This window comes from Shewanella donghaensis (genome assembly GCF_007567505.1).
GTDB classification, from domain to species: domain Bacteria; phylum Pseudomonadota; class Gammaproteobacteria; order Enterobacterales; family Shewanellaceae; genus Shewanella; species Shewanella donghaensis.
This window is the reverse complement of sequence record NZ_CP041783.1, coordinates 2,876,805-2,895,981: the sequence shown is the minus strand read 5'-3', so window position 1 is coordinate 2,895,981 and position 19,177 is coordinate 2,876,805. Positions and strand designations below refer to the sequence as shown.

Sequence of the window (19,177 nt, the reverse complement as noted above, 5' to 3'; positions counted from 1 at the left end):
CGAGCTAATTTCACTTTATTAGGCTTTATAGTTTTAATTTGGGTTGTTCAAAAGCTGATTTCAGACAATAAATAACATGACGAGCCAAAATGATTAATGTGATATTTTTTTATGGTGATAATTTGAAAGGGAAGTAAAATCACGTTCAATTCTGCTTTAAATTTAAACTTGTCGTAGCAAATGGCAGTGTGCCACGAATACAGGTAAGGATTTATAAAGCATTAACTTGACTCATATTTGTAGTCATAAGCCTAAAATAATAAGACTCGCTTTAACGCCAGCATTGTGAGCTGATTAACGCTGTTAAACGATCAGAATTAGCAATACACTCATTAAGTACCTATCCCTACATGGAAGCAACTGGAATGGATTCAATATGACATCAAATCGACATCAATTAATTGAGTTAATTGAGCAAGGTGCAATTGAGAAAGATAAAATAAACGCAGCGCTTATCATTAGCCAAGTTCAGCCTCGCAGCAATGATTGGCTCAATTTCTTTAACCAACTACTGGCTTGGTTAGGCGGATTAGCCATTACTTTTTCAGTACTATTTTTTGTTGCTTTTAATTGGGACGAAATGGGCAAGTTTGCAAAGTTTGCGCTGGTAGAACTATTAGTGGTACTGGCCGTTGCTGCCTATTACAAGCTCAATACGCTTACTCACCAAGCATCAATATCCTCAGACCATGCGGTCTCAAAAAACGCCCAAGTACCTAAACTGACTGAGTCCGTTGCCAAGGTACCGCTATTTATGGCGGCGATATTCTTTGGGGTATTACTGGCATTATTTGGGCAAACCTATCAAACAGGCGCCGATCCTTGGCAACTATTTTTCAATTGGGCTGTGCTCATTCTCCCATGGGTGATTATCGGCAGATTAAGTGCGCTGTGGATGTTATGGATTGGGCTAATCAATTTATCCATCTTGCTGTATTACATGAATTTTGGCGGTGCTTTAGGCTTTTTTATCAATCAAGAACTTAATTCGCTTTGGGTAATATTCTTCTTTAATACGCTGGCGTTAGCGTGCTGGGAATTACTGAGTCAGCGGTATACATGGTTAAGCGCTCGCTGGGCGCCACGTTTATTAGCTATCGCCAGCGGAACCTGCATTACCTGGTTAATGATTGGCAGTATTTTAGGTTTCAGTGACGAGAGTTATCTTAGTTCAGGTTTCAGTGAAATTGGTATGCTACCCGTGATGATATGGCCAGTGTGGTTGATAGCGATGTATTTGGGCTATCGGAAATACCAGCAAGATTTGTTTATGCTTGCAGGCATATTGCTGTCGGTGAATATTGTGGTGATTTGTTTTGTTATCTCCCATTGGCTAGAAGCCATCGGGGAGATTGGCTTTTTATTGATATCCAACATGATGATTGCCATGGCTGCAGGCTCAGCTATTTGGCTGCGTAAAATCAATAAGGAGTGGCAATCATGAATGACTTATTAAAAAAAGAGCCAGTAAATAGTCAAACCTCTTTATGGCAAAGCTTATTGCAACATGAGCTGGTGGTTGGTGAGCAACCCGCAAAACCAGAGCTAAAATCCCCTTGGTTTGTAAAGTTATTATTGGCGATTTCAGGCTGGTTTGCAGCGCTGTTCTTTTTAGGTTTCTTAGCCATTGGTATGGAGTTTATATTTGACAACGAGATAGGTGCTTTCATTGTCGGTACGATACTTACCATAGTGGCGTATGTGCTATTTAAGAGTAATAAAAATGAATTTGTCGAACACTTATCGCTAGCCATTAGTTTTAGTGGGCAGATGCTCATCGTCTATGGTTTTATCTTACATTTTAACGATAACACCAGCTGGTTACTCACCACGCTACTGCAATTTAGTTTGATGGCGATTATGCCCAATGATATCCATCGCTTTTGCTCAGCCTTGTTTGGTGCATGTTGTTTTATCGTCACATTAGCGCTTTTTCAGCTCCCATTTATTGGCGGGAGTGTTGTTCTATTCGCTGCTTGCTGGCTATGGTTGCATGAATTTGACCGAACCAGCCAACAAACTCACACTAATAAACTAACCCATTTATTTACCGCCTTTTTAGATAATAAACGGCCTATAGCTTATGGCTTTTTATTAGCTCAATTACTGCAAACATGTTTACTGTCATTCCAATATGGCTGGTATGAGTTAGTTGATTTTGGTTTAACAAATGAATTACTCACTTCCCCTTGGATGGGTAATGTTCTCATGGCTTTAGTGGCATTATATGTGGTGTGGCAGTTGCTTAAACGACACCCAGAGTTACCAGCTAAAGTCCGTTATATAGTCCTTACAACAAGTCTACTTATCTCTACTTTGTCATTCGAGGCTCATGGCATCAATGTCGCGATATTAGTGCTAGTACTTGGTTTCTCAGCCAGTAATCGGCTACTCATTGGCTTAGGCATTGTTTCATTACTGGCGTTCATGTCGGCTTATTATTATTTCCTGGATTACAGCTTATTAGAAAAGTCCTTCACATTAATGTTTATGGGGGTGTTTTTACTGGCAATACGTTGGATTATGCTCAAGTTAACAGCAAAGCATCAGGAGCTGACAAATGACTAATATTGCAAACCTTGCTAATAAAACATCAGGGTTTAAAAACCTTAACACCATCATTTTGGTCGGCACTCTGGTGTTGATGCTGGGGATAATTAACTGGGAGATTTTTCAAAAAGAGCAGCAAATAAGACAGGGCGATCTGGTCTACCTTGAGCTTGCTCCAGTCGACCCGCGCTCGCTAATGCAGGGTGATTACATGGCGCTGCGATTTAAAATGAGTAACGATATCCGCAGTGCGCTTAAATTGATTCAAGAAGAACTGACTCAAGAAGAACTGGTTCAAACAGAGCAAAACCTTGCTGAAGCTAACCGAGAATGGCGGCAACTACCCAATAGTGACGGATACGTGGTGGTGAGTTTTGATTCACGCAATATCGCCAGTTATAAAGCCTTATATAACCAACAAGATCTGGCCGCCAATGAAATGAAGTTACTGTATCGAGTTCGGGACGGAAGCATAAAATTTGCCACCAATGCGTTCTTCTTTCAAGAAGGCCATGCCAGTATTTATGAGTCAGCACAGTATGGCGAGTTTAGAGTAAACAGTAATGGTGAGCCGCTATTAACCGCAATGTTTGATGCAGAATTGAATAAGCTCTTAAAACCATGAAGTTAATAAAATTTAGAGATATTTCATGAGTTAGCTAAGTGAGGCCAGCTCACTTAATAACAAAAAGCCCGCTTATCGAAAGATATGCGGGCTTTTTGTTTTATAGCGTATCAAGTCTGTTTTTTATTCTATTTCATTACCGCTTGTTGGAAACGGTTACCTGCAATGGCGCCGATAACCAGTACCAGTAAATATACCCAGCCAGATAATGAGAAATTTGCAATGGGGGTGAACAATGCGCCGACATTACAACCGTTAGCAAAGCGTGTTCCAAAGCCCATTAACAGTCCTCCTAAAGCAAACAGTGCTAGCTGTTTGGTGGAGTGGTTTATGGCAAATGAGAATTTAAATTTACCCATAAATAACACCGCGATGAGCGTGCCTAAGAAAATCGCGAAGTTTTGTACAGATACTCCATGTTCAAAAAAAGGCGTGCTGAACATGGCTTCAGGTCGCTGGCTTATTTCGGTAATTGTGTTCATTTCAACCCCAAACAACATCAAACCTTTAGCAAACCAAATACCAAAGGGGGTCGATGCGCCCCAGCCTGAGCCAGTACTTGCCATCATGATGCCAAAAATAACGGCGATAACTAATGCCGTGGTGCGCATTTGCCACAGGTTGGCGAACCAGTTTTGGTATGTTTTTCGGCTAAATAATGAGAATGATGTATCTTCATCATTGTTAACGCTTTGGGATTGAAGCTGTTGACGTGCAATTTCACCTGCCACACCTAAGTATGAGCCTTTACGGCGGCGATAGTTTTCATATTTTTTGGCAGTAATCACCACGGTTAACGCTAAAACTATGGTCACTAAAATTGACATGAAGTAACCATTTAGCGGCGTGTCAGCAAACAGGTCGGGTAAAAAGACCCCTTTACCTTGATAGCTCGCTGATGAAAACCAGCTATCAGTTATCCAGCTTTGGCTGCTTTGTAATGGAAAGCCAAAAAAGACCCCCGCGCCAAAAAACACTAAGGTGATTGCTGCTCTTGGCACATCACTGACAAACTCCACCATCATCCCCGTTGCACAGCAGCTGGATAAGCTCATACCTGCGCCAAACATGATGCCGCCAATCAGTAGCCCTGCATTAATGGGGTTAATCCATAAATCATAGTGCTGGCTGTCAGCGTTAAGCAGTAAACCAGCATTGATGATGGCGGTGATCACAAACATGAACATCAGGGTTTGTAATAATTGGGTCGAACCGCGGCGGTAAGCCCGGTTAATGCTGCCTGCAAACCCGATGGCGCCTTTGGCCAACGCAAAGCCTAAGCTGAGCCCTAATAACAAGCGTAAAAACAGCCCGTCATTGGCTAACTGAGTGGCACCAATTACTAAGGTTAATAGCAAAATACTTACGGCCATCACGGCTTGATTTTTATTTATTTCCACAAGACCAACTCATTACATTTGATAACAAATTTAAAACAGAAATTAAACAAATGGTATTGTTTTCAAGTGTTTAAGTGTATCTGCTATTTTAAGGAGATTATGGTGAACTCGCCTTTAGGTGTCTATCGCCAGCAGCAGTTTTAACTAGACCGCTTTGTAATAACTCATGCAATAAGGTGAATTGAAATAATGAAATAACATGCACCCATTAATTTTTTAGGATTGGATACTTTTAAATGAGTGTTAATACATCACACTCGCGATAACGTAAAAAATGACCGACATACCTAACATCATCATGATTGCGAAGGGGTACAGCAACGCATATGCACCGTATGAACTTCTATCATTCTCACATTCCACTTCAGCGATAGCCATGGCGGTGATAAAACTGATGATGACACTAACGGGTAGCGTCCACCAAAAGCTACTGGTGTGAAAAGGGACGATAAAGTTAGCCGCGATGATCAGCATAACCAATATTGTGCGGGCTTCAGTTTTAAAGCGCATATTGATTAGCTGAACGATAAAGATCAATACGTAAGCTAGACCTGCGTGGAATACACTCAGCGTTGGTGCGATGGCTAACTGTGGTAACTCTAGTTGTGATGATTGATTTAAGCTTGCCTGTTCTATGTCTGCATTATTGAAGCGAAAGAATATGATTAACGAATTTATTATTATACTGCCTGATAGCAGGTATAACTGCTCTCTCCATTGGGTGTCGTGATGTTTAAATTTATCGACAATAAAATTAATCAAAATGACACTTAAGATGACCCCTAATAAATAAATGGCTTTATCCCAATGGGGGATATCAAAAAAGTACACACTGTAACCGGTAAGAATAATATATGGCAGCAGCCAAGGTTCTTTTGTATTACTTGTCTTTAGGTGTGGTTCTATCTTAGAGTCTATCAGCGTTTCAGAGGTGGTGACGGGGGCGGTTTTGTGGTCGGTATATACGGCAAAAATGCCGAGTATGGCGGCTAGAGCCAACCAAGTTGTAAAATCCATTTTAAAATCATCCTTTTTAATAATGAAACCTTGTTGCTAATTAAGCGTAACTACTTAATTTATATGTTGTCTGCAACAGAGTTTTCAACCCTAATAGTAAAACAAATTAGTCTGGTATTTCAATTCTAATCAGGGTGACTTATGAGTTTAAGAAATATCCCGTAGACTTTTGATGCTTAAAACAAGAGATGTGAATTTGCGACGTAGAATATGAGACGTAAAATATGAGGCGTAAAATTTAAAGCCCGTTTATCTGTTTTGGGACGAGGCAGATAAACGGGCTTTTTGAATGCTAAATTCAGTCGGTATTATTCAGCCCCTTTCCTGTAGCCGCCCAATAAATGCCCCCATAAAGATGCTGTAAAAAGAGAGGGTCATCATAGGTTGCGGGAATATGTCCCAGCGCAGTATAGAATGAGCGCCCACCGTCAACCTCTTGATACCAAGCAAGCGGGTGAAACTTTCCCATGCCTTCGACTTTAAGCTCGCCCCATTGAGCACTAGCTTGATAGCTAGTTTCATCAACACTTAAAATGTATTTGAGGTTGTCAGAGTAAGGTTCACTGAAATGATAGTATTCATCGGTCCATAAAAAGGTCTCTGGCATTAACGCTACACCGGGGAATTGATCGTCTATTACATTGATTTTTGCCGTTTGAATTGGAGGGTGGATGACAAACTTTCTCCCGACTAATTTTGTATACCAAGGCCACTGGTGTTCGGTATCTGATGCTGAATGAACGCCGACAAAGCCTTTACCAGATTGAATGAAAGCCTGCATTGCTTGTTGTTGCTCTGGATTAAGAATATCACCAGTGGTATTGAGGAACATTATCACATCAAATCGGGCCAGATTTTTACTGTTTATTTGTTTGGCATCTTCATGCCATTCATAGTCAAAGTGGTGTTTCTGTGCCAATTGTTTAACTGCTGTAACACCTTCAAGAATGCTTTGATGATGCCAACCTGCTGTTTTAGTGAATAGTAAAGCGCGAAATTGTTTCGCTTGTGCTGCTTCAATGGTGAATAGGCTCAGTCCTATGTATGCAATTATGTACGCAACTATGGTGAAAGCTAAATAAATAACGGAACGATTCATTTTGCTCCCTTTGCTGACAATCGTCATGGTGATATCCCTATTTTATTGCTCGTTTAACGCCGATAGCTTAAAGAATGAGTCAGTGAAAATGGCGCTTATAAGGTATTAGCCCGTAATTGTTTATCGGCATAATCAACCGCGCGAGCAGTAAAAGCCATGAATGTAATAGAGGGGTTCACGCAAGACGTCGATGAAAATGCCGCGCCGTCGGTAACGAATAAATTAGGCACTTCATGGCACTGATTCCACTTGTTTAGGTAAGAGCTTTTTACATCATCGCCCATGCAGCACCCCCCCATTTCATGAATTGCGCCGCCTGGTGGGGCATAGCCTTCAAAGCCTTTTATATCAACAAGCCCTGCCGCTTTTAATATCTCTTTGGCGGTTGTGGTCATATCATCGACCATGTTTTTCTCATTTTCTTTATATGCCACATCAGTCACCAGTACTGGTAACCCCCATTGATCTTTGTCAGTGGGATGCAAAGTCACTTGATTTTCATATCGTGGCAACGCTTCACCAAAGCCCCACATACTGAAATACCAATTACCTGGCTGGCTGACTTGCGCTTTAAAGTCAGCACCGATACCTTGGCCATTTTTAGCCCATTGCCAACCGCTGCGACTTGCTCCACCTTGGAAACCATAACCGCGAATAAAGTGAGTTTTAGTGCTGTTTTCAGCGGGTGTAGCTGCTGATGCTTTATTATCTAAGTTTCTAAAACGTGGGATATAAACGCCACCAGGTCGACGACCTTTATAGTAGTCGTCTAAGTATCCGGGCATTTTTGCACTCGCACCGCCACCACCACAATGATCCATCACATAGCGGCCAAGAATGTCATGACGATTACCAATACCTGCAGGAAAAGCCGCAGACTTAGAGTTTAAGAGGATTTGAATGGAACCTAAGGTCGAGGCGCACATGAACACCACTTTGGCAGTTACAGTATGTGATTGGCCTGTTTTGTTATTTACATATCGCACCCCAGAAGCTTTGCCTGTTACATCGTCATAAAGTACTTCTTGCACTTGAGCATTGGCTGTTAAGGTGAAATTGCCTGTTCGTTTTGCTGCGGGTAAAGCACCTGAGTTTGAGGAGTAATAGCCGCCAAATGAACAGCCTCGAGGACATTCACTGCGAGCCTGACATTGAACTCTGCCTAGGTCAGTATGAACTTTGTTTGCTTGGGTGAGGTTGGCCATACGGGCGGGGATAAATTTTCGCTCAGGGTAGACCTGTTCAATTTTCTCCTTCATTGCCCGTTCCACCACGTTGAAAGGCTGGTGGGGTAAAAATTTTCCATCGGGTAATTGCGGGAGATTTTCGTAGCTGCCAGAAATACCGACAAAAGGTTCAATATAGTCATACCAAGGGGCAATATCAGCATAACGAATGGGCCAGTCAATGCCATTGCCATCACGCTTATTGGCTTCAAAGTCTTGTTCGCACCAGCGATAGCTTTGACGCCCCCAGATTAACGACTTACCGCCGACTGTGGCGCTGCGATACCAGATGAAAGGTTGCTTCTGTTGGTAAGGGTTTTCAAGATCATTAATTAAGTGGTGCTTGGTAAAGTCATTATAGATATAGATATTTTTTTGAATGTGTTGTTGCAGCTTGAATTCTTGTAATACTTCACCGCGAAAAGGCATTTGCCAAGGTGCCATGCCTTCTGTTTTATACTGACGATGTTCGATGGGTTCACCCCGATCTAGTACGAGGGTTTTATAACTTTTCTCACAAAACTCTTTAGCGGCAATACCGCCTGACATTCCCGAACCAACAACAATAACGTCAAAATCCATTTTATGCTTTTCCATGCTTATTCCTTTAAATTGCCCTGTTTTGGTTAAAACCACACTCGCCCAACATCTTTGAGTTTCATTTCTTGATATGGCCCAGGGATAGGATCGAAATTAAGCGCTTGTGTTGCGCCCACTTCAGAGGTGTAGTAACCAATGACAATGAGCTGTTTAAGTTGCTTGTAGAATAAACTCTGCTCATTTGCCGCATACATGTGGTCATCTAGATTTTGAACTAACGCCAGTTTCTCATTGGCGCTATGCTGCAAAAAGCTGGGACTGTCGTTACATAATAAGTCGAGCTGCTGAATAAAGCGTTGGCGTAGCGGCGCTTCCATAAATTGGTGCACGTAATGGTCGACATAAAGGTGCACATTGGCGGCGCTGGCGCTAGGAGTGTCTGTTTGTGGGATAATAATATCAGCGATGGCTTTTATGGTGTTTCGCTGCAGTACCTTAAACATGGGCTGAATTGTTTTGCTGTCAAAGGTTAGAGCGGCTTCTATTGCTGCGGTATTAAGTGAAGTAACACTGGTACCGATTAATACTGACAGATTAATTAAAAATTGGCGTCTATCCATAGCTAAACCATTTAAGTGACACATATAAGAATGAAGATGACTCAACAGAGCTTATTACGTATAGATTGATATTTGTGTACCTACCATAACGATCTAATTGTAAATTGTCTACAATAAACCTTGCGTGCAAAAAACGACGAATGACCCAAAAATCACTGGAGTATTCTTTGCACGGTTTGATCCTTCAACAGCGATTCGGCTTATCTGCCATATTCAGTAAAAATACTCGTCATTATGTTATGCAAATCTAACCAGACTCCTTTGTTGGTGAGATTGTGCTGTTCAGAGTTTATTTTGATTGAGTAGGCGAGTTCATGTTTAGGAAAATCTCATTATCCGTAATGCTTCTGGCATCATCACAAGCCGTGGCGGAGTCATCGTATTTTTTTGATGAACAAGATGGTCAGCTTGATTTAGGTTATCACCTTGCTGAAAATGCTTATGGTTTTTTACCCGTACCAGTGATTATTACCGAACCAGCCATAGGGCTCGGTGGTGGCTTAGTGGGGCTTTTTTTACATGAAACTGAAGAAGAAAAAGAGTTAAGAAAACAAAAAGCCCTTGAATCTGTCGATGGCGGTGCGCAGCTCATTCCTGCTGCTATGACATTAGTCGGGGCTGGTGGCACTGAAAATGGCACTTGGTTTGCGTTTGCTGGTCATCGACATTCGTGGCTTAACGACAGTATTCGTTATACCGTCGGCGGTGGCGCTGCCAATGCGAATTTAAATCTCTATTCTGATTTAGGGGGCCTATTACCATCGGGACAAAATTTCCAATTCGACACCACAACAGAAGCTCTGTTTGTGTTGCAAAAGCTGCAGTTTCGCGTCGCTGATACACCGCTAATGTTAGGTGTTAAACAAGTTTGGTCAGAATCAAGTGTGTCATCATCAAATAAGGTGGTGGATTGGCTGTTAGAAAAAGCTCTTGGCGATAAACATACCACCTCAGGTTTGGGGCTGACGGCTGAATATGACACCCGAGATAACATGTTTTTCCCAAAAAAAGGTTACATCTTATCGGCAGAGTATATGCAGTTCGACGAAAAATTCGGTTCTGATACTCAGTATGCCACCTTAGATACCAATGCAGAGGTGTATATGCCACTCGCTGAAAAGTGGACATTTGCAGTGGCGGCAAGTTATGAAGAAATATATGAGAAAGACACCGAATTGTCTCCGACAGCCAAACCTTATGTTGATATGCGTGGTGTCTCGGCATTTCGATATCAAGGCGACCAAATTGAAACGATACAAGCGCAACTGATGTATCACATTGACCAGCGTTGGACAGTATCTACTTTCTATGGTCATGCTTCAACTAAGACCCACTCTATTGAAGAGACTGAACAGTCCGTTAATGCTTATGGTGTTGGGTTTCGTTATCAAATCGCTCGACGTTACGGTATCCATATGGGAATTGATATTGCGGCAAGTGATGAGGAAGGCGCCTTATACTTTAAAGTCGGTTCGGGTTTTTAAATTATTCTTTATATGAATCCAACGAAGTAAGGCCTCATAGAGTCGTGTTTTAGGAGTGAGATGATTAACCTATTGAGGGCTTATTCAGCTGTTTTATAACCTCATGGCTTAGACGACTATTCAATTAAGTGATACCTCGCCAATTTCGGGTCACGTATAATCTCACATATCGACCTATGTTTAATGGCTTTGGCTAGATGTGGTCAGGGAGATAGAAATAGAATATTTTTTGTATATTTTTTATTGCCTTTAAATATAGAGGTGATATATTTTATTGTTAAGATCTTAATTAAAGTTTAATCATAATTAAATATCCTTGTCATTTTATATAAGCGCTCTCTATTTATAATTGCACTCTATTTATAAGTGCACTCTATTTATAAGGGTTTGTATAAGTATAAATGAGTTATTATATGTGACAATAAGATGTCTTATTGTTGCTGTGTTGTTTGTTTTTAATGGTTATATGTGTCGTGAATAAGAGTTTGTTATTGAATTTTTGTTTGAAACTGAATATATATCTAAGGTGAACTCTAAGCTATTTATGCGTAGTATTCTTATTATTGGAAAATATAATTTCTTTTTATTTAAGTCATACCTGAATTTTTTTGATCAAACTTATTTATGACACCCATGATGAAGAAGCGATCAAGTAACCGATACAGTGGTGATCTTGTTTGTTATCCCATGGCGATACAATCTAAGCTTGCAGCTGGTTTTTAACCCTCTTGTTTTGCAGTAAGGTTTTGTTTGTAGTGTTATTTTTATGCGTTTCGTTATTATCGTTTTTTTGGTGAAATTATATTTCTATCATTACTCTTCAATTTTTTCATTTTTAATTAATTTTTACTAAATTTATTCTACATATTTTTATCGCTTTAATATTCTTGTCATATTTAAGATTTTTATTTTGGTTGTTATTTAAGCTCTTTATGTAATTTTATATTTTGTATTTATTACTATGTTTTAAGTGTTTTATTGGTGAACAAAATATTTTGTTTTTATCGTTTATTGTTAAGTTGTTAATTATGTCATTTAGTATTCTATTTTAACTTTACTTAGTTATTAAATTTATTTAATTTGTTCTCGTTTTTAGAGATGTTGAATATATTGCTTAATGTTTTACTGCTCGAAACTCGGGAGGGGTCTTTATAATTCTTGAGTGAGCGTAATAATTCTACAGATATAAATAAAATAATTCTTTGGAGTAAACATGAAATTTAATGCTAAGAAGCTTCTGCTTGTGACAAGTGTTGCCGCAGCACTTACTGGTTGTAATAGCTCATCAAACGATAAGACTATTAGTATGGACCTTCGTTTAATGGAAACGACTGATATCCATACTAACGTTATGCCATACAATTACTTTGAAAGTGCAGATCACAACGAAACTAACTTACCTGAATGGGGCTTAGCGCGTACTTCTTTAGTTATTGCTGAAACGCGTGGTGAAGTATTAAATAGCATGTTGTTTGATAATGGCGATTTAATCCAGGGTAGCCCAATGGGCGATTACATGGCTAATAAAGGCACTGATTATCTAAAAGAAAATACTCATCCGGTTTACAAAGCGATGAACCATTTAGAATATGATGCCGCTAACTTAGGTAACCATGAGTTCAACTATGGCCTTGACTATCTAGATGAAGCGCTTGAAGGTTCTGAGTTCCCTTATGTTAGTGCAAACGTTTGGAAAGTTGATAGCGCACTTGAAAAAGTCAGCAATGCAGCTGATGAATGTGAAGTACGTATTACAGAAGATTTTTATGACCAAGCTGAAAATCTTTATAGCCCGTACGTCATTTTAGATCGCGAATTTACCGCTGAAAATGGTGAGTCATACAATGTTAAAGTGGGTGTAATTGGCTTTACTCCACCAGATATTATGGGCTGGGATGCTTCACACCTAGTATGTAATGTCATGGTTTCTGATATCAGGAAAACAGCTGAGCATTATGTTCCTATCATGAAAGCTGAAGGTGCTGACGTTATTGTTGCCATTCCGCATTCAGGTTTGAATGACAATAATGATGAGTTTGCTGAAAACGCAACACTACATCTTGCTTATGTTGATGGTGTAGATGCCATCATGTTTGGTCACGACCATCGTGAATTCCCTAATCAAACTGATGAATACGGCGATATCGAAGGTGTTAATCCTGAGCTGGGCTTAATCAATGGTATTCCTGCAACCATGCCAGGTGTATGGGGTTCTAAGTTAGGTGTTATTGACTTAAAGCTTCAATCTAGCGATGAAGGTGAGACATGGACTGTTGACCATACGCATTCAGAATCAAACCTTCGCTCACTAATTCCTAATGAGTCTGATGTTCTTATTGAAGACCTAGTAGTTGAAGAGCATAAAGGCACAGTTGAATTCATGTCAGAAATGATTGCTGAAATCGATGTGAACATGAACAGCTTCTTCCCACAAGTGGTACCTGATTTATCCATTCAAGTGGTTAACCAAGCGCAGCTTCATCAACTAAACAAGTGGATTGAAGAAGGCGAGTTTGCTGATGCATCAGAAGATGCCATCTTCATGTCTGTGTCTGCACCATTTAAGTCTGGTCGTAATGGCGCTCAAGACTACACCAACATTCAAACTGGTGAGCTAACTAATGCTTCAGTAGCTGATATCTATGTATTTGATAACAATACCCCAGCAGTCTTGAAAATGACTGGTGCAGATATGAAAAACTGGATTGAGTGGGTTAACTCAAACGCTTATAACAGCTTACCACTTGCTGAAGGCGAAACGTTCTTAGTTGAAGGCTTCCCTGGTTACAACTTCGATGCGTTCTACGCTGGCTTTAATGAGTCTGGCGAAGGTTTACTTAAGTACACTGTCAACGTTGAGCAAGAATCAAAATACATCAACATCAATGGTTGGGAATTCGATACCACTGAAAATGAGCAACTTGTAGAGCTAACGTATAACGGTGTTGAAATCGCTGATGATGCTGAAATCTATGTGATTACCAACAACTACCGTGCTTCTAACTCGCGTATGCCAGGTGTTGATAAAGCTGTGCTTGTTAAAGAAGAAGCGGCATTTAACAACCGTGAATTAGTGCAATTTTACTTGGCTGACCGTTTAGCCGAGCAAGAAGGTGATAGTAAATTAGCATTCCCAAATGCTGAAGTATTCGAGCTTGTTGCGCCAAATACGAACAGTGTTTCGTTTAGCTCTGCCACGCTTGATGAAGGTTTACGTTGTGCAACAAATGAAATCACTGGTCTATCTACAGACGGTGAAGAAGGGACTAAAGAAGGTAGCGAAGGCTTCACTATTTACAACTTTAACTTTGATTACAGCGGTGAATTTAACTGTAAAGCTAAAGGTCAGTAATCCTAGCTTTGTGTTACCGTTAAGATAATATAAAAACCCTACTTAAGCATAAGTAGGGTTTTTTATGTCTTACATTAGGTGAGTTATCGACAAATAGAGGCGGCTCACAGTAAACCATAATCAATACTGCAGAGTGTGAACAATATTAAGGTTTGTAAGCACAAAAGCACGTAGGTTATGACCATTGCTATTTTACTTTGCCGCTAAAGGCAACTTTCAGTACAAGGATCTATTATGTTTGATTCAAATCCGGATAAGGCTTTTTTCGATCGCGCTAGCCAGTTTATTAATGTTGCTAATGAGTTTAATCAAGATCCCCAAGTAAAAACGGGTGAGGTAAGCGCTTCATTCATGTATTCTTTAACCCGCTACAATGCTTGGTTTGCTTCTACAGGGTTTGAAAGTGCTGAACAAATGCAGCAGAAAAAAGCTGAAATGGTTGCATATTATGCTGAAGAGTACCGCAAGTTGTTAGAAGGTAATATGGACGATTACATTAAAAACTTTGATCAATATCGTAAGACTCAAAAGTAACTATTTAAACCAGTCTACTTAATCAGATTTAATAAAAAAGCCACTAGCGCCTCTTATAAAAGGTAAGCATTAGTGGCTTTTTTGTATGGGCTTTACTCTTTGTTATCAGTACTATTTTTTGTCATCATTAGCCTTTGATTTTATATGCACCAGTCGTGGTTAATCTCACCGTGATTGCTTGGCCTGAGGTATTTTTCCAATACCAACCATGGGCACCTGAAAATGGCGTGGTTAATGAGCCTTTAACTTTGTCTGAGGTGCTAATGTTGTAGCTTTCATAGTAGCCTGTGGTATCGCCTTGGGGTTCTCCGTGAAAGTCAAAAAACAACGGAGCCTCATTGAGAGTGTGCCATTCATATTCAAGATGAATAAACTCATTTAAGAGTAATTTGTACTCTAAACCTTTGCTTGCTGGAATAACCACATCAACGGTATCAGATCTCACCGCGGCAGTCTTTCTGGCTTGTTTAATGTCGGCAACGGATGGCGCGGCTAGAATGACTAATTCTGTATTCTCTATACGATCTAACTCATCTACATCTTTTTCAATTTCAACGGTACCTATGCCAACGGTACTTAATTCAGCTGCCTGAGCTATTTTAGTTAACCCTAAGGCTTTGCCTATTCCCGTCGGGTCGAGATTATATTCAGCGGGTAATATTGTTGTAACCAGTACAATAGCGGCAATAACACATGCCGCAATACTGGCTTTAATAAGCGTTGAAATCGAGTGAGCAGGAATGGCATTTTGCTGTAATTGTTGTTCATTATTATTCATGTTTGTTCCTAAAAATGGTGTCAATAAAGTTGTCTATACAGGCTGATTAACTCATGAAATAGCCGGTTAATTGAAAACCTACTAGCATCAAGCCACTGCTCATCAGTAAAGTGTTAGCCGCAGTTGAAAATTGTAGGTAACTTTGGTGACGTCGCCATAAACTCATCACTATCAGTATTAATCCCAATGCTAAAAATTGACCGATCTCAACGCCGACATTAAAGGCGATGATGTTGGCAACAAGTCCATCGCTGGGGAGCTGAAACTCTTGGATCTTGGTGGCTAAGCCAAAGCCGTGAAACAGTCCAAAGATCATCACGGCTATTTTGGTATTGGGTTGAAATCCGAATACGCGTTTAAAGCCGCCGAGATTATCAAAGCCTTTGTACACAATTGAAAATCCAATAATGGCATCAATTAGATAAGCATTAATCTGCACATCATTTAGTACCCCAAATAACAGGGTTACACTGTGGCCGAGAGTGAATAAACTGACGTAAATTAGCACATCTTTAGTGCGAAATAGAAAGAAGATTACCCCAACTAAAAACAGTAAATGGTCATATCCAGTGACCATATGCTTGGCGCCAATGTAAATGAAAGGGAAGATGGATACGCCCTGATTTAAGGTAAGAAATTGCCTAGTGTCTTCATCAACACCATGGGCAAATAAAGAAAATGAAGCGAAAAGCCCCATGAATATCACTACCATTTTTATGGCAGTAGCCAGCGGTTGGCTCATTGTTGTTACTCCAATAAGTCACGCGCAAACGCGCGTTATAAATATCGCTTTACGACAGAGCTTAATCATTGAAGCTGGGCTGACATAATTCAGTTAGGCTTTGATGATTGCGCAGTCAGTTAAATCACTCTTATTACGAATATGATTATAAAGTCGCTGGCTTATTGATGTGGTGGAGGAATAGGCGGTGCATATTGGTGTGTTTGATAATGTATTTCATCATCAGAAAGTGTATTAGTATGGGTAAATTCGGCGACAAATAGGGATTCAAATGGTGGGTGAGCCGCTGAGAGTGACTGATTAGCATGTTCATGGTCAGCAGATTGAGCAGGGTTATTCGCCGCCAATATTTCTGCCTGTGATTCTGTGGCGCTGAAAGCGATTTCAACGAGAGTTTCATTCTGTTGATAAGGATGAGTATGCTGTGATAAATCTGCGTGATGGTGAGCAAGCACAATACCTGATGGGTGCTCTCCGTGTGGGTATTGCACCGAGAATGCCGCATTAATACTAAATAACTGACACAGCAATACCACTAACACTATCGACAATGTCATTGGAGATAATGGCCTAGATTGAAATTGAAGTTTGGCTTTATGGTTATTGAAGTTCAGTTGTTTAAGCCTTGGCATCAGGTTGCGTTATTTAAGTGATTAAATCAGATAAACCCTAAAACTGCTAGTGCAGCTGTTACAGGTCAAAGTAAGTCATGGTTAACGCTCACTAGACTTGAACAATCGTTCATTGTAAAATTGAGCAATCGTTCAATTTAGTGTTCAGAGTCCGTGATAAAGGTATTTTATGAGTAAATCAGCTAAGTTTAATCGTGAAGAAACGATTCAAAAAGCGGCCAACCTATATTGGGAAAAAGGTTTTCACGCCACTTCAATGCGCAACCTGCAAGAAGTGATCGATCTACGTCCTGGTAGTATTTATGCCAGCTTTGGCAGCAAAGAAGGACTGTTTAAAGAGGCTTTACAGTACTATGCTCAAATGGGGGTTGAGATGTTAGCGCAGTGCCGTGTTGATGCGGGATCACCGCTGAAAGCATTAAAACTGTTCATTGAACGCTCTGTCATTTGCAATAAGTCGGCCGCCCCGAGCGGTATGTGTATGTTGGTGAAAACAGTTGCTGAATTAACTGAAGACAATGCCGATTTATTAGCTGAAACCAAAAATGCATTAGCGATGGTTGAGTCAGAATTTGCCGCATTATTATCTGAAGCGCAAACATTAGGTGAACTCGATGACAAGCAAGATCCCCAAGCATTAGCGCGTTTTATTCAGGTGCAGATTATTGGAATACGGACCTATGCGCATGCCAATCAAGACGATAAAACGATTCAAGAGCTTATCGACGCTGTTTTTGTTAGCTCACAGCTAAATGCATGTAGCTAACAAGTCGATCTTAAATTAAAAGCGAAGTCTATTTTTGTTCATTTGGGGAACTAGCATGGCTACAACACTCGCATTTGATGTTTACGGGACTCTAATTAACACCCATGGTGTATTAGCGCAACTGCAAACCATGATAGGTGACAAAGCCTACGCATTTTCAACCACATGGCGTGAGAAACAATTAGAGTATTCGTTTCGTCGCGGGCTGATGAAAAACTATGTTCCTTTTAGTGAGTGTACCCGCCAAGCGCTAGATTATAGCTGCCTGTATTATCAAATCGACTTAACTCAAGGTCAAAAACATACCTTACTCGAAAGCTATAAAACCTTGCCAGCATTTGAAGATGTACAGCAAGGGCTAGTGAATCTAAAAGCTAAAGGTTATCGATTGTTTGCGTTTTCAAATGGAACAGGGCCAGCGGTGCAGCAATTACTGCAAACAGCGGGAATCATTGATTTGTTTGAGGGGATTGTCAGTGCGGATGAGATTAAGACCTTTAAACCTAATCCAGATATTTATCAGCATTTTTTGCTGGTTTCAGGTTCATTAGCCAGTGATACTTGGCTTATATCAAGTAATCCCTTTGATGTGACAGGTGCTATATCAGCAGGGCTTAACTCAGCGTGGATTAAACGTTCTGACGAGGCTATATTTGATCCTTGGGAGATTCAACCTGATACCATTTCAGCTGATTTACTGCTGCTTGATAAAGCGCTCCAATTGAGTGACTTTTGATATAAAGGCTTCCATGTAAGTAGGCACTTACTGCTTTACTCTTGTTAAATAATAAAGCGATTCGTATTAAGCGAGTCGCTTTTTGTTTTTAAGCATTTCTTTATCTGCTTCATCTAATAGCGTTGTCAAACTTGCATCGAGTTCCACTTCTATTGCGCCAATTGATACTGAATAATCTGGTAGGCTAGTCGCATTCATGGCCGAGGCAAACCCCAACTGTAAACGTTGTTTTATAATCGCTAAATCATCCTGACTTTCTAGTAAAACTAATGCGACAAACTCATCACCACCTAGACGTCCGATTACATCGCTTTGACGCACTGTTGCCATTAAAATTAAGCCAATGTGTTTGATGAGGTCGTCGCCCATTTTATGACCATAATTGTCATTTATGTGCTTAAAATTATCGACATCTAAATAGCACAAACCTAACTTAGCTTTATTGCGCTGGGCAAGGGTGATTCTTTGTTTACCCAGAGCCTCAAATCCTCTGCGATTGTTGATGCCAGAGAGAGGATCTGTGATTGCCATCTGCTGCATCTGCCCATAAAGGTCTATTAACGCGAGATCTGATTCTAAAATATCTTTCAGCTGTTCAATTAACTCAAGGTAGCTACTGTCATATTCTGTTTGCTTGTAATCCATCACACAAAAAGTCCCGAAAGGGGTGCCATCCGGCCAAAATACCGGTACGCCTAAATAGGATGTAAAGCCATCGTTGTGCACTTCGGGGTTCGTATCCCAGCAAGGGTCAATCGGCGCATTAGGGACATAAAGAGCCGTGCCTGTTTCAACAATTTTTCGGCAGAATATATTGGCTTCAGGTTCGATGACTATACCTGCTGGATAGGGATTAGAGGATTGTTGGCTTGATATGGTGACTTGAAAGCCGTCAGGAGTGAACTGGACTAAAAACCCTGCTGGAGCGTGAAAGACTTTAGCCAACAAGTTTACCGTTTTTTGCCATTTATCTAATGAAATAAGGTCATTAGGTTTATCAAGTAAGAAAGTTTTTGGATCAAATATTGTTTTTTTATTCATTGATCATTCCGTCATACATACATCAGTCAATTAAT

Annotated in this window: 17 protein-coding genes; 8 read left to right on the top strand and 9 right to left on the bottom strand. The window is 40.3% G+C overall.

The window, feature by feature from the left end; genetic code table 11:
- Nucleotides 1-376 precede the first annotated feature (376 nt).
- Genes FPK91_RS12255 through FPK91_RS12245 form a run of 3 tightly spaced genes read left to right on the top strand, consistent with a single transcriptional unit; the run spans nt 377 to nt 3,175 of the window.
- A complete protein-coding gene (locus FPK91_RS12255; RefSeq protein ID WP_144211512.1) occupies nt 377-1,444 on the top strand; it encodes a DUF2157 domain-containing protein in 1,068 nt (355 codons plus the stop codon).
- On the top strand, nt 1,441-2,568 hold the full coding sequence (locus FPK91_RS12250) for a DUF4401 domain-containing protein (protein ID WP_144211511.1): 1,128 nt from the start codon (nt 1,441-1,443) through the stop codon (nt 2,566-2,568). Before FPK91_RS12255 ends, FPK91_RS12250 begins: the two co-directional genes overlap by 4 nt.
- Nucleotides 2,561-3,175 (top strand): GDYXXLXY domain-containing protein, encoded by a 615-nt coding sequence (locus FPK91_RS12245; RefSeq protein ID WP_144211510.1) that lies wholly within the window; start codon nt 2,561-2,563, stop codon nt 3,173-3,175. Before FPK91_RS12250 ends, FPK91_RS12245 begins: the two co-directional genes overlap by 8 nt.
- A 128-nt stretch (nt 3,176-3,303) precedes the next feature.
- On the opposite strand, the gene FPK91_RS12240 is transcribed toward FPK91_RS12245, so the two are convergent.
- The 5 genes from FPK91_RS12240 to FPK91_RS12220 all read right to left on the bottom strand — a co-directional run bounded on the left by FPK91_RS12240 (nt 3,304) and on the right by FPK91_RS12220 (nt 9,077).
- Nucleotides 3,304-4,575 carry a YeeE/YedE family protein gene (locus FPK91_RS12240; RefSeq protein ID WP_144211509.1) on the bottom strand — a complete coding sequence of 424 codons (1,272 nt, stop codon included), beginning with the start codon at nt 4,573-4,575 and terminating at the stop codon, nt 3,304-3,306.
- 243 nt (nt 4,576-4,818) lie between these two features.
- Nucleotides 4,819-5,592 carry a hypothetical protein gene (locus FPK91_RS12235; RefSeq protein ID WP_144211508.1) on the bottom strand — a complete coding sequence of 258 codons (774 nt, stop codon included), beginning with the start codon at nt 5,590-5,592 and terminating at the stop codon, nt 4,819-4,821.
- Between the two features lie 298 nt (nt 5,593-5,890).
- On the bottom strand, nt 5,891-6,691 hold the full coding sequence (locus FPK91_RS12230) for a ThuA domain-containing protein (protein ID WP_144211507.1): 801 nt from the start codon (nt 6,689-6,691) through the stop codon (nt 5,891-5,893).
- Nucleotides 6,692-6,786: 95 nt separating this feature from the next.
- Complete coding sequence (locus tag FPK91_RS12225) at nt 6,787-8,514, bottom strand: GMC oxidoreductase (RefSeq protein ID WP_144211506.1); 1,728 nt, start codon at nt 8,512-8,514, stop codon at nt 6,787-6,789.
- Between the two features lie 29 nt (nt 8,515-8,543).
- Complete coding sequence (locus FPK91_RS12220) at nt 8,544-9,077, bottom strand: gluconate 2-dehydrogenase subunit 3 family protein (RefSeq protein WP_158638088.1); 534 nt, start codon at nt 9,075-9,077, stop codon at nt 8,544-8,546.
- Nucleotides 9,078-9,391: 314 nt separating this feature from the next.
- On the opposite strand from FPK91_RS12220, the gene FPK91_RS12215 reads away from it, so the two are divergent.
- The 3 genes from FPK91_RS12215 to FPK91_RS12205 all read left to right on the top strand — a co-directional run bounded on the left by FPK91_RS12215 (nt 9,392) and on the right by FPK91_RS12205 (nt 14,447).
- Nucleotides 9,392-10,561, top strand: a complete 1,170-nt coding sequence (locus tag FPK91_RS12215) for a BamA/TamA family outer membrane protein (protein ID WP_144211504.1) — start codon at nt 9,392-9,394, stop codon at nt 10,559-10,561.
- Nucleotides 10,562-11,774: 1,213 nt separating this feature from the next.
- Nucleotides 11,775-13,913: a bifunctional 2',3'-cyclic-nucleotide 2'-phosphodiesterase/3'-nucleotidase gene (locus tag FPK91_RS12210; protein ID WP_144211503.1), complete on the top strand. Its 2,139-nt coding sequence runs from the start codon at nt 11,775-11,777 to the stop codon at nt 13,911-13,913.
- Nucleotides 13,914-14,147: 234 nt separating this feature from the next.
- The gene (locus FPK91_RS12205; protein ID WP_144211502.1) at nt 14,148-14,447 is read left to right on the top strand and encodes a DUF3144 domain-containing protein; all 300 of its coding nucleotides are present in this window, start codon (nt 14,148-14,150) and stop codon (nt 14,445-14,447) included.
- Nucleotides 14,448-14,574: 127 nt separating this feature from the next.
- Here FPK91_RS12205 and FPK91_RS12200 read toward each other — a convergent pair whose 3' ends face one another.
- The 3 genes from FPK91_RS12200 to FPK91_RS12190 form a co-directional block, all read right to left on the bottom strand.
- Nucleotides 14,575-15,225: a hypothetical protein gene (locus FPK91_RS12200; protein ID WP_144211501.1), complete on the bottom strand. Its 651-nt coding sequence runs from the start codon at nt 15,223-15,225 to the stop codon at nt 14,575-14,577.
- A 46-nt stretch (nt 15,226-15,271) separates the two neighbouring features.
- Complete coding sequence (locus FPK91_RS12195) at nt 15,272-15,967, bottom strand: HupE/UreJ family protein (RefSeq protein WP_144211500.1); 696 nt, start codon at nt 15,965-15,967, stop codon at nt 15,272-15,274.
- A gap of 161 nt (nt 15,968-16,128) precedes the next feature.
- The gene (locus FPK91_RS12190) at nt 16,129-16,599 is read right to left on the bottom strand and encodes a hypothetical protein (protein ID WP_144211499.1); all 471 of its coding nucleotides are present in this window, start codon (nt 16,597-16,599) and stop codon (nt 16,129-16,131) included.
- A 169-nt stretch (nt 16,600-16,768) separates the two neighbouring features.
- On the opposite strand from FPK91_RS12190, the gene FPK91_RS12185 reads away from it, so the two are divergent.
- Nucleotides 16,769-17,365 carry a TetR/AcrR family transcriptional regulator gene (locus tag FPK91_RS12185; protein ID WP_144211498.1) on the top strand — a complete coding sequence of 199 codons (597 nt, stop codon included), beginning with the start codon at nt 16,769-16,771 and terminating at the stop codon, nt 17,363-17,365.
- A 55-nt stretch (nt 17,366-17,420) separates the two neighbouring features.
- Complete coding sequence (locus FPK91_RS12180; RefSeq protein ID WP_144211497.1) at nt 17,421-18,101, top strand: haloacid dehalogenase type II; 681 nt, start codon at nt 17,421-17,423, stop codon at nt 18,099-18,101.
- Between the two features lie 66 nt (nt 18,102-18,167).
- Here FPK91_RS12180 and FPK91_RS12175 read toward each other — a convergent pair whose 3' ends face one another.
- On the bottom strand, nt 18,168-19,142 hold the full coding sequence (locus tag FPK91_RS12175; RefSeq protein WP_144211496.1) for a sensor domain-containing diguanylate cyclase: 975 nt from the start codon (nt 19,140-19,142) through the stop codon (nt 18,168-18,170).
- Nucleotides 19,143-19,177 lie beyond the last annotated feature (35 nt).